This is a genomic window from Serinicoccus hydrothermalis, from assembly GCF_001685415.1.
Taxonomy (GTDB): Bacteria; Actinomycetota; Actinomycetes; order Actinomycetales; family Dermatophilaceae; genus Ornithinicoccus; species Ornithinicoccus hydrothermalis.
Window position 1 is genome coordinate 2,726,452 of record NZ_CP014989.1, and the last position, 13,104, is coordinate 2,739,555.

The window sequence follows — 13,104 nt, forward strand, 5'->3', positions numbered from 1 at the left end:
CGCCCGCGCCCCGACCGCCGGCTACCCCAGCCCGTCCAGCGCCGCGTCCACCAGAGCGCCTGCACGGCCGGCCGGCATCCGGCCGGGCTCGGCCGCCCGGGCGATTGCCAGCCCGTCCACGAGGGCCAGGAGCAGCGCGGCCCGCTCCCGGGCGGAGGACTCCCCGGCGCCGACCGCCTCCACGAGCTCGGCGAGGAAGGTCTCGAGCTGCTGCCAGCTCGCGGCATACTCGGCGCCGATCCCGGGGTCGACCGCCGCCCGGGCCGCGAAGGCCGCCCAGACGCGGGCCGGTCGCGAGTCCTCCTCGTGCGCGCAGGCGAGCACGAGCAGCGCCTCCCGCAGGGCTTCACGAGGCTCGGCCGCCCGCTCCAGGCGGCCCCGGATCTCCTCCTGGAAGCCCGCGGCGACGCGGTCCATCGCCGCGAGCAGCAGGTCGGCCTTGGTGGAGAAGTGGTGCTGCACGGCGCCGACCGAGACCTCGGCCGCCGCGGCGACGGTGCGCACGCTCGTCGCCTCGAGGCCGCGGGTGGCGACGACGTCCAGCGCGGCGTCCAGGATGCGGGGGCTGGCGCCCATGGTCGGTCTCCTTCCGTGCGGACAGTACGACCGTATGGTAACGTCCTGACGCATGGACAATACGAACGTATTGGAGGTGGGGGCCGGCTCCGCGCGCTCCACCCGCATCGCGGCGCTCGACGTCGTCCGGGGCGTCGCCATCCTCGGCACGCTGTGGACCAACATCTGGCTGTTCACGCACACCCACGGCCTGGCCGGCTACCTCCTCGACCCGGTGACCGCCGACACGCCGGGCTGGGCGGCGACGACGCAGGACCTGCTGTCCGCGCTCAGCCAGGGCAAGTTCCTGGCGCTGCTGTCGATGATGTTCGGCATGGGGCTGGCGATCCAGCAGTCGGCGGCCGCGCGGCGCGGTCGACGCTGGCCGGGCCTCTACCTCTGGCGCGCGGCGCTGCTCTTCCTCGACGGGGCGGTCAACTACCTGCTCATCGCCGAGTTCGACGTGCTCATGGGGTATGCCGTGACCGCCGCCCTCGTCTCCTGGATGCTGCTCACGAGCGACCGGGTGCAGCGGTGGCTCGTCGCCGGTTTCGCGGCGGCCCACGTGCTGCTCGTCGCGGGGGTCTCGGCGCTCGCCCTCGCCTACCAGGACCAGCTCGCGACGGGCTCGTGGACCGGCCCCAACCCGTATGCCGACGGCAGCTTCGTCGAGCTCGTCCGGTTCCGGGTGGACCAGTTCGTCACCTTCCGGGCCGAGCCGGTCTGCATCCTCCTCGGGACGATCGCGATGTTCCTGCTCGGCGCGCGTCTCTTCCGGGCCGGTGTCCTCGGCCCCGAGGGCGGGGCGCTGCGGCGTCGGCTGCTGGTGCTCGGTGCCCTCGCCCTGCCGGTCGACCTCACGCTCGGGACGGTGGGCGGCGTCGGCGGGCTCCTCCTCGAGCGCTATGTCGTCGCGCCGCTCGTCGCCCTGGGTCTGCTGGCCCTGCTCGCCGAGCTGTGCCTGCGACGGGGCACCGACGGCTGGCTCTCGAGGCGCCTGCAGGAGGTCGGCCGCACCGCGCTGAGCTGCTACCTCCTGCAGAACCTGCTCGGCGGCGCCCTCTTCTACGGGTGGGGGCTGGGGCTCGCGGCCGGGCTCGGCGCGTGGCGTCTCCCCGCCACGCTGCTCGGGTATGCCGTCATCGTGCTCGCCGTCTGCGTCTTCGCCCACCTGTGGCTGCGTCGCTTCCCGGTCGGGCCGGTGGAGTGGCTCTGGAAGCGGGCCGGAGACCTCGGTGGCGCGACGCCTAGACTTGCCCGTCGTGAGCCCTGAGAAGAACCGCGACTTCGTGCTGACCCTGTCGTGCCCCGACCGCAAGGGCATCGTCCATGCGGTCTCGCGCACCCTGCTGGAGCACGACCTGTCCTTCACCGACAGCCAGCAGTTCGCCGACCCGAGCAGCGGGGAGTACCACCTGCGGATCGAGGCGCACGCGGACGGGGACCCCATCGGGGTCGAGGAGCTGCGGGAGGCGCTGACGCCGGTGGCCGCGGAGCTGGAGGGGCAGTGGCAGGTGCACGACCGCGCCGAGCCGCACCGGCTGCTCGTCATGGTGAGCCGCATGGGGCACTGCCTCAACGACCTGCTCTTCCGGGCGCGCACCGGTCAGCTGCCGGTGACGATCCCCGCCATCGTGTCCAACCACGAGGACTTCCGCAGTCTGGCGGAGTGGCACGAGATCCCGTTCCACCACGTGCCGATCACCGCCGACACCAAGCCGGAGGCCGAGGCGCAGCTGCGCGGGATCGTCGACGACCACGACGTGGACACCATCGCGCTGGCCCGCTACATGCAGGTGCTCTCACCGGACCTGTGCCGCGACTACTCCGGGCGGATCATCAACATCCACCACTCGTTGCTGCCGAGCTTCAAGGGCGCCAAGCCCTACACCCAGGCGCACGACCGGGGCGTCAAGGTCATCGGCGCGACGGCGCACTACGTCACCGCGGACCTCGACGAGGGCCCGATCATCGAGCAGGACTTCCGCCGGGTCGACCACCGGCTCACGCCCGCCCAGCTGGCGCAGCAGGGCCAGGAGGTCGAGGCGGCGGCCTTCTCCCGGGCGATCCGGTGGCACGCCGAGCACCGGGTCGTGCTCCGCGGCGGCCGGACCATCGTCTTCAACTGACGACGGGAGCCGCGAGGCCAGGTGCGGCTGGACCGATCCTCCCGGTGACAGGGGTATGCCTCAGGCCGGCGGCGTGAAGCGCCCGTCGATCGCGGTCCAGCCGCCGTCCACCATGACCTGGCTGCCGGTGACGAAGCTCGCGGCGTCGGAGGCGAGCCAGCACGTCGCCCCGACCATCTCCTCGGGCCGGGCCCAGCGCCCGAGCGCCGACTTCTGCGCATACGCCCGGTCCCACTCCTCGTCGTCCCGGATCTGCTGCGTCAGGGGTGTCGCCACCACCCCGGGCGCGACCGCGTTGATGCGCACCCCGGCCGGCCCCAGCTCGGAGGCCCACGTCCGCACCAGCTGCATCACCCCGGCCTTCGTGGCGGCATACACCCCCTGCCCGGGCTCGACGGTGACGGCGCGGATCGACGTCAGGGCCACGATCGACCCGCGTCCCCGCTCGACCATCCGCGGCGCGAACGCCCGCACCGCGTCGAAGGTGCCGCGCAGGTTGAGGCCGACGACGCGGTCGAACTCCTCGGCGCTGTAGTCGAGCAGCCGCTTGCGCACGTTCATCGCCGCGGTCAGCACGAGCACGTCCACGTCGCCGAGCTCCTCCGCCCGGGCACCGACGTCCGCCGCGTCGAGCACGTCGACGGGGTATGCCGCGCCTCCCGGTGCGCGGGCCAGCGCCGCCTCCGCGACCGCGGGGTCCTTGTCGAGGCAGCTCACCCGGGCGCCCTGGGCGGCGAGCCCGGCCACGATCTCGGCGCCGATCCCGCCGCAGCCGATGACGACGGCGTGCCGGCCGTCGAGGCGGAACATCTGGGAGTAGTCGAGGCTCATGGGGATCCCTCGCTGAGGATCTGCTCGCCGCGCTCGCGCAGCTCGACCTTGCGCACCTTGCCGGTCACCGTCATGGGGAACTCGTCGATCACCTGGACGTGCCGCGGGATCTTGTAGTGCGCCAACGAGCCGGTGCAGAACTCCTTGACCGCCTCGGCGGTGAGCGGCTCCGCCCCCTCGCGCAGCCGGACCCAGGCCATGAGCTCCTCGCCGTACCTCTCGTCCGGCACCCCGACGACCTGGGCGTCGACGACGTCGGGGTGGGTGTAGAGGAACTCCTCGACCTCGCGCGGGTAGATGTTCTCCCCGCCCCGGATCACCAGGTCCTTGATGCGGCCGGTGATCTCGACATACCCCTCCTCGTCCATGACCCCGATGTCGCCGGTCGACATCCAGCCGTCCTGCAGCACCTCGTCGGTCTGCTCGGGCGCCTCCCAGTAGCCCAGCATCACCGAGTAGCCCTTGGTGCAGAACTCTCCGGGCTCCCCTCGCTGCAGCACCTCCCGGGTCGCCGGGTCCACGACCCGGACCTCGAGGTGGGGGCCGACGCGACCGACGGTGCCGACCTTCTTCTCGAACGGGTCCGAGGTGGCGGTCTGCGTCGACACCGGCGAGGTCTCGGTCATGCCGTAGCAGATCGTCATCTCCCGGACCCCGGCGTCGATGAGCCGGCGCATGACCGAGGCGGGGCACAGCGACCCGGCCATGATCCCGGTCCGGACGGTGGCGAGGTCGTCGACGGAGAAGTCGTCGTCGGTGTCGATGAGCTGCAGCTCGGCGATGAACATCGTGGGCACGCCGTAGAGCGAGGTGCACTGCTCGTCCCGCACCGCGCGCAGCGTCGCCGCGGGGTCGAAGCCCGCGGCCGGGATGACCATGGAGGCGCCGTGCGTTACCGCCGCCAGGTTGCCCATGACCATGCCGAAGCAGTGGTAGAAGGGCACCGGGATGCAGATGACGTCCTGCTCGGTGTAGCGGCAGCCCTCCCCGACGAAGTAGCCGTTGTTGAGGATGTTGCGGTGCGACAGGGTCGCGCCCTTGGGGAAGCCGGTCGTGCCGGAGGTGTACTGGATGTTGATCGGCTGGTCGGGGGTGAGCGTCGCCTGCAGCTCCTCGAGCCGGGCCGGGCTGACCTGGTGCGCCCCGGCGACGAAGTCCTCCCAGACCCCGCCCCCGATGACGAGGGTCTGCACCAGCTCGGGGCACTCCTCGCGCACCTGCTCCACCATGTCCGGGTAGCTCGACCCCTTGAACTCCTGGGCGACGACGACGGTGCTCACCCCGGCCTGCCGCAGCACGTAGGCGAGCTCGTGGGACCGGTATGCCGGGTTGATGGTCACGAGGATCGCGCCGATCTTCGCGGTCGCCAGCTGCACGAGGGTCCACTCCGCGCAGTTGGGCGCCCAGACCCCGACCCGGTCACCGCTGCGCACCCCGGAGGCGATGAAGGCCCGGGCGAGCAGGTTCACGTCGCTGCGCAGCTCGGCATACGTCCACCGGCGGCCGGTCGCCACCTCCACCAGCGCCTCGCGGACGCCGTGCTCCTGCGCGGTGGCGTCGAGCGCCTCGCCGATGGTCTGCTCCAGCAACGGGGGGTCGGTCACGCCGGTGTCGTGCGCCAGTGCCTCGGACATGACCCCATCCTGCCCCTCGTCGCGCACCCGCACCAGCCCCGCCCCGTCCCCTACAGTGCGGCGTATGACGATCACCCCCGACCCCGCCCGCGAGGCGCGCATCAAGGAGCTCTCGCGAGCGCACGTCCTGACCTCCTGGTCGGCGCAGGCCGCGATCGACCCGCTGCCGCTGGCCGGGGGAGAGGGCGCCTACTTCTGGGACCACCAGGGCCGCCGGTTCCTCGACTTCACCTCCCAGCTGGTCAACGTCAACATCGGCTACCAGCACCCGCGCCTGTCGGCCGCAGTCGCCGAGGCGGCCGGGCGGCTCACCACGGTCGCGCCCGCCTTCGCCGAGGAGAACCGGGCGCGGGCCGCGGAGGCGATCGCCGGGCTGGCGCCGGAGGGGATGAACAAGGTCTTCTTCACCAACGGCGGGGCCGAGGCCAACGAGAACGCGCTGCGGATGGCCCGCGCGCACACCGGCCGGCACAAGATCCTCGCGGCCTACCGCAGCTACCACGGCGCGACCGCGGGCGCGATCACCCTCACCGGGGAGCCGCGCCGGTGGGGCGCCGAGCCGGGTATGCCGGGGGTCGTGCACTTCTGGGGGCCGCACCTCTACCGCAGCGAGTTCCACGCGAGCACGCCGCAGGAGGAGGGCGAGCGGGCCCTGGCCCACCTGCGGCACACCGTCGAGGCGGAGGGGCCGCAGCAGGTCGCGGCGGTGATCCTGGAGACGGTGGTCGGCTCCAACGGCGTCCTCGTGCCGCCGCCGGGCTACCTCGAGGGGGTCCGGGAGCTGTGCGACGAGCTCGGCATCCTGCTCGTCCTGGACGAGGTGATGTGCGGCTTCGGGCGCACCGGCGCGTGGTTCGCCCTCGACCACTGGGGGGTGCGCCCGGACCTGGTGACCTTCGCCAAGGGGGTCAACTCCGGCTACGTCCCGCTCGGCGGGGTCATCGTCTCCGACGCGGTGGCGGCGACCTTCGACGAGCGGCCCCTCCCCGGCGGCCTGACCTACTCCGGGCACGCGCTGGCGACCGCCTCGGCGCTCGCCGCCATCGAGATCATGCGCGAGGAGGGTGTCGTGGAGCACGCGGCGCAGGTGGGGGAGCGCAGCCTCGGCCCGGCCGCGACCGCGCTGCTCGGCGCGAACCCGCTGGTGGGGGACGTGCGCGGGCTCGGCGTCTTCTGGGCGGTCGAGCTGGTCGCGGACCAGACCTCGCGTCAACCCGCCAGTGGTGAGACGATGAGAGCAGTGCAGGCGGGCTGTGTGAGGCGGGGGATGTGGCCGCTGATCGTCGCCAACCGTGTGCATCTCGTGCCGCCGTGCGTCATCAGTCACGAGGACGCCGATCGTGGCGTCGCGATCCTCGCGGATGCGCTGGCGGACGCGATCCCGTGAGCCCCGTGACGAGACGAGCAGAAGATGAAGGAACGACCACAGCTGATCGAGGTGAGGATCAGCGTGCCGACGAAGGAGTCGGCGAAGAACATCGCCGAGGAGCTGGTCGGCCGCCGCCTGGCCGGGTGCGTGCAGGTCCTCGGACCCATGACCTCGGTCTACAGCTGGCGCCAGCAGGTGCACGAGAGCCAGGAGTGGCTGCTGCTGGCCAAGACGACGGAACGGCACTTCGAGGACCTGCTCGAGGCGACCCGGTCGATGCACGGCTACGAGGTGCCCGAGGTGCTGGCCGTGCCGGTCAACTACGCCCTGGGTGAGTACGTCGACTGGATCACCGACCACCTGCAGGGGCGCGACGACGCCGGTCGCGAGGTCGGCCCGGCCGGGTGAGCCGGGGTGAGGGAGCGGGCGACGAGAATCGAACTCGCGTATTCAGCTTGGGAAGCTGATGTTCTACCATTGAACTACGCCCGCAGCGCCCCCGATCACGAGGGCGCAGCCATGATAACCATCGCTGCTGGCGCTCACCAAAGTCACCCCGGTTAGGGTGTCTGCGTGCTGCTCTCAGATCGCGACATCCTCGCCGCCGTCGACGCCGGGAGGGTCCAGCTCGACCCCTGGGACCCGCAGATGGTCCAGCCCTCGAGCGTGGACATCCGGCTGGACCGCTACTTCCGGCTCTTCGACAACCACAAGTACGCCGTCATCGACCCGGCGCAGGAGCAGCCCGACCTGACGCGGCTGGTCGAGGTGGAGCCGGAGGAGACCTTCGTGCTGCACCCGGGCGAGTTCGTCCTCGGCTCGACCTACGAGGAGGTCAGCCTCCCGGACGACATCGCCGCCCGGGTCGAGGGCAAATCCTCCCTGGGACGGCTCGGTCTGCTCACCCACGCCACCGCCGGCTTCGTGGACCCGGGCTTCACCGGGCACGTGACGCTGGAGCTGTCCAACGTCGCGACCCTGCCGATCGTGCTGCACCCCGGGATGAAGATCGGCCAGCTGTGCTTCTTCCGGCTGAGCTCGGCCTCCGAGCACCCCTACGGCAGCTCGGCCAAGGGCAGCCACTACCAGGGCCAGCGGGGGCCGACCGCGAGCCGCTCGTGGTCCAACTTCTCCCGGGTCGACGTGCGGCGCTGAGGCCCTAGGAGACGGGCTCGCTCTCCGCCTCCTCGGCGGGCTCCGGGGTCTCGCCGCGGCGGACCGCGGCCAGCAGCATCTGGGCCACGTCGACGACCTCGACGTCCTCGCCGGCCCCCTCGGCCTGCTTCTGGGTGAGGCCGTCGGAGAGCATCACCCGGCAGAACGGGCAGCCGATCGCGATCCGGTCCGCGCCGGTGCCCAGCGCCTCCTCGGTCCGGTTGAGGTTGATCCGGGTCCCGAGCTTCTCCTCCATCCACATGCGGGCGCCGCCGGCGCCGCAGCAGAACGACTTCTCCGCGTGCCGCGGCATCTCCGTGAGCTCGACCCCCGGCAGCGCGCCGAGCAGCTCCCGGGGCGGGGCATACACCTGGTTGTGCCGGCCGAGGTAGCACGGGTCGTGGTAGGTGACGGTCCCGGCGGTCGAGGCGACGCCGGAGGTGTCGGCGGAGTCGGGGCGCGAGACCGGGGTGAGGCGCTTCTCGCGGACCAGCCGGTTGAGCAGCTGGGTGTGGTGGACGACCTCGAAGCGGCCGCCGACCTGGGGGTACTCGTTCTTCAGCGTGTTGAAGCAGTGGGCGCACGTGACGACGATGCGGGTGGCCTCGACCTCGTTGAGCACCTCGACGTTCTGCATCGCGAGCATCTGGAAGAGGAACTCGTTGCCGCTGCGGCGCGCCGGGTCCCCGGTGCAGCTCTCACCGTCGCCGAGGACGGCGAAGCTCACCCCGGCGGTGTGCAGCAGCTCCGCCACGGCGCGGGTGGTCTTCTTGGCGCGGTCCTCGAAGGCGCCGGCGCAGCCGACCCAGAAGAGGTAGTCCATCTCCGCGAGGTTCTCCAGGTCCTCGCCGACGACGGGGATGTCGAAGTCGAGGTCCTTGGCCCAGTCCATCCGCAGCCGGGCGTTCATGCCCCACGGGTTGCCCTTGTTCTCGAGGTTCTTGAAGAGCCCGCCCAGCTCGTGCGGGAAGGCCGACTCGATGAGGTTCTGGTAGCGGCGCATGTCGACGATGGCGTCGACGTGCTCGATGTCGACCGGGCACTGCTCCACGCAGGCGCCGCAGGTCGTGCACGACCACAGGACGTCCGGGTCGATGACGCCGCCGCCGTCCGGGACGGTGGGGTCGCCCTCGGTCTCGCCGACCAGCGGCCGCTGGGCCGCGACGACGGCGCCGGTGGGTATGCCGTGCAGCTCCTCCGGGAGGTTCTCGGCGTCCGCGCCGCCGGCGGCCTCCAGCGCCTGGGCCGCGGCGTCGCGGTGCTCCTGCCCGGCGAGCAGCCAGGGCGCGACGGCGTGGTGCTGGTCGCGCAGGTTCTTCACGAGCATCTTGGGCGACAGCGGCTTGTCCGTGTGCCAGGCCGGGCACTGCTCCTGGCAGCGGCCGCACTCGGTGCAGGTGGAGAAGTCGAGCAGGCCCTTCCAGGTGAAGTCCTCGACCTTGCCGACGCCGAGCGCGGCGTCCTCGTCGAGCTCCTCGATGTTCTCGAAGTCCACCGGCTCACCGCCGACCGCGATCGGCTGCACCGCGCCCAGCGAGGTGGCTCCGTCGGGGTGGCGCCGGAACCAGATGTTGAAGAAGGCCAGGAAGCGGTGCCAGGCGACGCCCATCGTGGGGGTGCGGGCGATGATGATCATCCAGGCCATCGAGATGAGGATCTTGGCGAGGGCGACCGCGATGATCGCGCCCTCCAGGGTGCCGGCGGACAGCCCGTCGAGCGGGGCACCGAGCCAGGCGGTCAGCGGGAAGTGCAGCGCCGTGGCCCAGGCCTCCCCGGTGACCCGGCCCAGGGCATACTCCAGGGCGCGCAGCGCGACGATGCAGACGCCGACGCCGAGGATGACCAGCTCGACGACATAGGCCTGCCAGAAGGTGGACCCCCAGAAGCGGGACCGGCGGCCCAGGCTGCGCGGGTGCTGCCGCTGGCGCACGACGATGAGCCCGGCGATGCCGACGACGGCGCCCCAGCCGAAGAGCTCGGTCAGCCACTCGTAGGGCCAGAAGTGGCCGATGAGTGGCAGCACGAAGTGCGGGTCGACGAGCTGGCCGTAGGCGGTGACGAGGGTGAGGAAGAGCAGGCCGAAGGAGACCATGACGACCCAGTGCGCGACGGCGACCCAGGGCTTGCGCGCCATCCGGGTGTGGCCGAGCACCTCGCGGAGCATGGTGACCGTGCGCACGCCCGGGGCGTCGGTGCGCTGCGCGGGCTGCCCCAGCCGGAACTGCGCGACGAAGCCGGCGATGGTGCGCACGAACAGGGCGACCGCGGCCAGGGTCACCAGGGCCGCGACGACGATGGCGAGGACCTGCAGCACTCCGAACGACATGACCGAAGCCTAGACGTCGGCTCCGACATCGTGCCGTCTGGTGCGCGCCGCCCGCGATGGAATAACGTGGTGTTGCTCGATGTATAACTTTTCGAGAGCACAGACGGCCCCGACGAAAGGCACCCCTCCCGTGCGCGTTCACGACGACATCACCCAGGCCATCGGCGGCACGCCGCTGGTGCGGCTCAACCGCCTCGCCGACGGACTTCCCGAGGGGACCCAGGTCCTGCTCAAGATGGAGTCCCAGAACCCGGCGGCCTCCGTCAAGGACCGTATCGGTGCCTCGATCATCGACGCCGCCGTCGAGGCCGGCGAGCTCCAGCCCGGCGGCACCATCGTCGAGGGCACCTCGGGCAACACCGGCATCGCGCTCGCGATGGTCGGCGCCGCCCGCGGCTACAAGGTCGTGCTCGCCATGCCGGAGACCATGAGCCTCGAGCGCCGGGCGCTGCTGCGCGCCTACGGCGCCGAGCTGGTGCTCACGCCCGGGCCCGAGGGCATGAAGGGTGCCGTCGCCAAGGCCGACGAGATCGCCGAGGAGCGGGGTGCCGTGCGCGCCCGGCAGTTCGCCAACCCGGCCAACATCAAGGTCCACTACGAGACGACCGGCCCGGAGATCTGGGCCGACACCGACGGGACCGTCGACATCTTCGTCGCCGGCGTCGGCACCGGCGGCACGATCACCGGCGCCGGGCGCTACCTGCGTGAGCAGAAGCCCGACATCGGCCTCGTGGTCGTCGAGCCGGCCGACAGCCCGATCCTCACCGGTGGCCAGCCCGGCCCGCACAAGATCCAGGGCCTCGGCGCCAACTTCGTGCCGGAGATCCTCGACACCGAGCTCTACGACGAGGTCGTCGACGTCCAGCTCGACGACTCGCTGCGCGTGGCCCGCTCCCTGGCCACCGAGGAGGGCGTGCTCGCGGGCATCTCCTCCGGCGCCAACGTCTGGGGCGCGCTCGAGGTCGCCAAGCGGCCGGAGAACGCGGGCAAGACCATCGTGGTCGTCATCCCCTCCTTCGGCGAGCGCTACCTGTCCACCGTGCTCTTCGAGGACTTGCGGGACTGAGCATGGCCCTGCGGATCGACCACCAGGCCCGTCGTGGGGTGGACGCCCTGCGCCGGGCGGCCGCCTCGGTGCGCGACGACCTCGACGCCGCCGTCGCCCGGGACCCGGCCACGAGCAGCCGGGTCGAGATGGCCCTGGCCAGCCCCGGCCTGCACGCCCTGTGGGTGCACCGGGCGAGCCACGCCATGTGGGGCGCCGGGCTGCGGCTGCCGGCCCGACTGCTGTCGCAGGCGGCGCGCTCGGCGACCGGCGTGGAGATCCACCCCGGCGCCAGCATCGGCCGGCGCTTCTTCATCGACCACGGCATGGGCGTGGTCATCGGGGAGACCGCCGAGATCGGCGACGACGTCATGCTCTACCACGGCGTCACGCTCGGCGGCCGTTCGCTGGACCCGACGATCAAGCGGCACCCGACGCTGGGCGACGGCGTGACCGTGGGGGCGGGCGCCAAGATCCTCGGCGACATCGTCGTCGGCCACGGTGCCCAGGTGGGCGCCAACGCCGTGGTGACCAAGGAGGTCCCCTCCATGGCCGTCGCGACCGGCATCCCCGCGTCGGTGCGGCGCCCGGAGGCCGGTCTGGACCCGGAGCAGGCGCTCTACGACGACCCGGCGCTCTGGATCTGACCAGGGACGGGCATACCCAGGACTGAGCGGGTATGACGAAGGCCCACCTCCGTGGCGGAGGTGGGCCTTCGTCGTGGTCGGGCCGGCGTCAGGGCAGCTTCTCGCCACCCGGGCCGAAGCCGGTCGCGTCGACCGTGGCCTCGCCGTCGCCGTCGAGGCTGCCGGTCGGGTTCTCGTAGGTGCCGTCGGCGTCGGTGCTCTCGTGCCCGGTGACCTTGGCCTTGACCTCGTCGGCCGTGGCCTTGGCCTGGTCGCTCACCTTCTGGCCGAGCTCGGGCGCCTTGGCCTTGACCTGCTCGACGGTCTCCTGGACCTTCGGGTTGCCCCAGGCCTTGCTGGCCTGGTCGGCGATCTGGTCGTAACGCTCGCGTCCGGCGCGGGCACCGAGGACGTAACCTGCGGCGGCACCGACGAGCAGCAGCAGCTTGTTGCGCATCGTTGACTCCTTCGTGATGGGTCGTGCGTTCGTCCCCGACCTTACAGGCGCACCGGCCCTGGGGCGTTCCCATCCGACGACGGGGGAGCGGACCTCACGGGATGGCTCTCACTCCCAGGGACTGCGCGGCCTCCGCGAGACGATGGTCGAAGGTGAGCATCTCCTCGGCGCCCAGCGTGACAGCAGCGGCCAGGTGAATGGCGTCGAGGGAGCGGATCTGGGATGGGCCGATGCGTCGGGCGCGGTCGAGGACGGGGGAGCTCAGAGGGTGTCGGGCGATGCCGGAGCAGGCGAGGTCGACCAGGTCATCCACCTGCCCGACCTCGGCACGCAGCAGGGCGCGGGACACTTCCAGCCAGGCCAGCTCCGACGAGACGACGACGTCCTCCACGGCGTGGCGTTGCGCGATGACGTCGCGGACGACATCGGACGCGACCTCGGCGAAGACCCGTTTGAGCAGTGCACTGGAGTCGACGTAGAGCAACGGCTACACCCGGTCGTCCCGGTCGAGGAGGTCGAGCAAGGTCTCCCCGTCCGGGAGCTTCAACGGGGGCGCCGGATTCTGGAACGGGGTCGGCGGCTCGACGACTCCCTGCCTGAGGACTGCCTGCAGCGGAGTCTCGCTCGACGTCAGCCCGAGCTTCTCTGCGATGGCCTGCCGGACCAGGGCCTGCTGCGACTGCCCGAGACGCTCTGCCTCATCCCGCAGTGCCGCAGCGAGGTCATCGGGGAGCCGAAGGTTGGTTGCCATGTCTGATGGTACCAACGAGCAGGATGACGTGGTACCGGATGACCAGGCTCCGGCGTCGCTCTTCGGGACCTTCCCGATCGGCGGAGGGTGTGGGATTCGAACCCACGGAGGTCTCCCTCGGGCGCTTTCAAGGCGCCTGCACTAGGCCACTATGCGAACCCTCCAGGCCCGGGGCGGCCCTGGACCGGACCGCGCCTGGCGCCGCCCATCATCGCACGGCGGCGCG

The 13,104-nt window shown here is 71.7% G+C and carries 14 protein-coding genes and 2 tRNA genes; 7 read left to right on the plus strand and 9 right to left on the minus strand.

The window, feature by feature from the left end:
* Positions 1-21 precede the first annotated feature (21 nt).
* Complete coding sequence (locus SGUI_RS12635; protein WP_191090907.1) at positions 22-576, minus strand: TetR/AcrR family transcriptional regulator; 555 nt, start codon at positions 574-576, stop codon at positions 22-24.
* Between the two features lie 52 nt (positions 577-628).
* On the opposite strand from SGUI_RS12635, the gene SGUI_RS12640 reads away from it, so the two are divergent.
* On the plus strand, positions 629-1,828 hold the full coding sequence (locus SGUI_RS12640; protein WP_066640853.1) for a DUF418 domain-containing protein: 1,200 nt from the start codon (positions 629-631) through the stop codon (positions 1,826-1,828).
* A complete protein-coding gene (purU, locus tag SGUI_RS12645) occupies positions 1,818-2,684 on the plus strand; it encodes a formyltetrahydrofolate deformylase (protein WP_066640855.1) in 867 nt (288 codons plus the stop codon). The genes SGUI_RS12640 and purU overlap by 11 nt, the downstream gene beginning before the upstream one ends.
* Before the next feature lie 60 nt (positions 2,685-2,744).
* Here purU and SGUI_RS12650 read toward each other — a convergent pair whose 3' ends face one another.
* Together SGUI_RS12650 and SGUI_RS12655 are read right to left on the minus strand one after the other, a co-directional pair.
* Complete coding sequence (locus SGUI_RS12650; RefSeq protein ID WP_066640857.1) at positions 2,745-3,515, minus strand: SDR family NAD(P)-dependent oxidoreductase; 771 nt, start codon at positions 3,513-3,515, stop codon at positions 2,745-2,747.
* Complete coding sequence (locus tag SGUI_RS12655; protein WP_066640858.1) at positions 3,512-5,149, minus strand: AMP-binding protein; 1,638 nt, start codon at positions 5,147-5,149, stop codon at positions 3,512-3,514. The genes SGUI_RS12650 and SGUI_RS12655 overlap by 4 nt, the downstream gene beginning before the upstream one ends.
* A gap of 64 nt (positions 5,150-5,213) precedes the next feature.
* Here SGUI_RS12655 and SGUI_RS12660 point away from each other — a divergent pair, with 64 nt between their 5' ends.
* Positions 5,214-6,536, plus strand: coding sequence for an aminotransferase class III-fold pyridoxal phosphate-dependent enzyme (locus SGUI_RS12660; RefSeq protein ID WP_066640860.1), 1,323 nt, complete (start codon positions 5,214-5,216; stop codon positions 6,534-6,536).
* A 24-nt stretch (positions 6,537-6,560) separates the two neighbouring features.
* Positions 6,561-6,926 (plus strand): divalent-cation tolerance protein CutA, encoded by a 366-nt coding sequence (gene cutA, locus SGUI_RS12665; protein ID WP_066640862.1) that lies wholly within the window; start codon positions 6,561-6,563, stop codon positions 6,924-6,926.
* Between the two features lie 13 nt (positions 6,927-6,939).
* Here the strand turns inward: cutA and SGUI_RS12670 are convergent.
* A tRNA-Gly gene (locus SGUI_RS12670) sits at positions 6,940-7,010 on the minus strand.
* 81 nt (positions 7,011-7,091) lie between these two features.
* On the opposite strand from SGUI_RS12670, the gene dcd reads away from it, so the two are divergent.
* Complete coding sequence (gene dcd / locus SGUI_RS12675) at positions 7,092-7,673, plus strand: dCTP deaminase (protein WP_066640864.1); 582 nt, start codon at positions 7,092-7,094, stop codon at positions 7,671-7,673.
* Positions 7,674-7,677: 4 nt separating this feature from the next.
* Here dcd and SGUI_RS12680 read toward each other — a convergent pair whose 3' ends face one another.
* Positions 7,678-9,999, minus strand: a complete 2,322-nt coding sequence (locus SGUI_RS12680) for a (Fe-S)-binding protein (RefSeq protein WP_066640866.1) — start codon at positions 9,997-9,999, stop codon at positions 7,678-7,680.
* Positions 10,000-10,078: 79 nt separating this feature from the next.
* Here SGUI_RS12680 and cysK point away from each other — a divergent pair, with 79 nt between their 5' ends.
* The gene (gene cysK, locus SGUI_RS12685; protein ID WP_066640868.1) at positions 10,079-11,065 is read left to right on the plus strand and encodes a cysteine synthase A; all 987 of its coding nucleotides are present in this window, start codon (positions 10,079-10,081) and stop codon (positions 11,063-11,065) included.
* 2 nt (positions 11,066-11,067) lie between these two features.
* Positions 11,068-11,691 (plus strand): serine O-acetyltransferase EpsC, encoded by a 624-nt coding sequence (epsC, locus tag SGUI_RS12690; RefSeq protein WP_066640872.1) that lies wholly within the window; start codon positions 11,068-11,070, stop codon positions 11,689-11,691.
* An 88-nt stretch (positions 11,692-11,779) separates the two neighbouring features.
* Here the strand turns inward: epsC and SGUI_RS12695 are convergent, their stop codons facing one another.
* The 4 genes from SGUI_RS12695 to SGUI_RS12710 all read right to left on the minus strand — a co-directional run bounded on the left by SGUI_RS12695 (position 11,780) and on the right by SGUI_RS12710 (position 13,042).
* Positions 11,780-12,127: a YtxH domain-containing protein gene (locus tag SGUI_RS12695; protein ID WP_066640873.1), complete on the minus strand. Its 348-nt coding sequence runs from the start codon at positions 12,125-12,127 to the stop codon at positions 11,780-11,782.
* Between the two features lie 94 nt (positions 12,128-12,221).
* On the minus strand, positions 12,222-12,611 hold the full coding sequence (locus SGUI_RS12700) for a type II toxin-antitoxin system VapC family toxin (RefSeq protein ID WP_066640874.1): 390 nt from the start codon (positions 12,609-12,611) through the stop codon (positions 12,222-12,224).
* 3 nt (positions 12,612-12,614) lie between these two features.
* Positions 12,615-12,878, minus strand: coding sequence for a ribbon-helix-helix domain-containing protein (locus SGUI_RS12705; RefSeq protein ID WP_066640876.1), 264 nt, complete (start codon positions 12,876-12,878; stop codon positions 12,615-12,617).
* 81 nt (positions 12,879-12,959) lie between these two features.
* Positions 12,960-13,042, minus strand: a tRNA-Ser gene (locus SGUI_RS12710).
* Positions 13,043-13,104 lie beyond the last annotated feature (62 nt).

Coding starts and splice junctions, on each gene's coding strand:
- SGUI_RS12660 (WP_066640860.1), top strand. CDS start 5,214: ATGACGATCACCCCCGACCCCGCCCGCGAGGCGCGCATCAAGGAGCTC.
- epsC (WP_066640872.1), top strand. CDS start 11,068: ATGGCCCTGCGGATCGACCACCAGGCCCGTCGTGGGGTGGACGCCCTG.
- cutA (WP_066640862.1), top strand. CDS start 6,561: ATGAAGGAACGACCACAGCTGATCGAGGTGAGGATCAGCGTGCCGACG.
- cysK (WP_066640868.1), top strand. CDS start 10,079: ATGTATAACTTTTCGAGAGCACAGACGGCCCCGACGAAAGGCACCCCT.
- SGUI_RS12640 (WP_066640853.1), top strand. CDS start 629: ATGGACAATACGAACGTATTGGAGGTGGGGGCCGGCTCCGCGCGCTCC.
- SGUI_RS12650 (WP_066640857.1), bottom strand. CDS start 3,515: ATGAGCCTCGACTACTCCCAGATGTTCCGCCTCGACGGCCGGCACGCC.
- SGUI_RS12695 (WP_066640873.1), bottom strand. CDS start 12,127: ATGCGCAACAAGCTGCTGCTGCTCGTCGGTGCCGCCGCAGGTTACGTC.
- SGUI_RS12655 (WP_066640858.1), bottom strand. CDS start 5,149: ATGTCCGAGGCACTGGCGCACGACACCGGCGTGACCGACCCCCCGTTG.
- SGUI_RS12705 (WP_066640876.1), bottom strand. CDS start 12,878: ATGGCAACCAACCTTCGGCTCCCCGATGACCTCGCTGCGGCACTGCGG.
- SGUI_RS12635 (WP_191090907.1), bottom strand. CDS start 576: ATGGGCGCCAGCCCCCGCATCCTGGACGCCGCGCTGGACGTCGTCGCC.
- SGUI_RS12680 (WP_066640866.1), bottom strand. CDS start 9,999: ATGTCGTTCGGAGTGCTGCAGGTCCTCGCCATCGTCGTCGCGGCCCTG.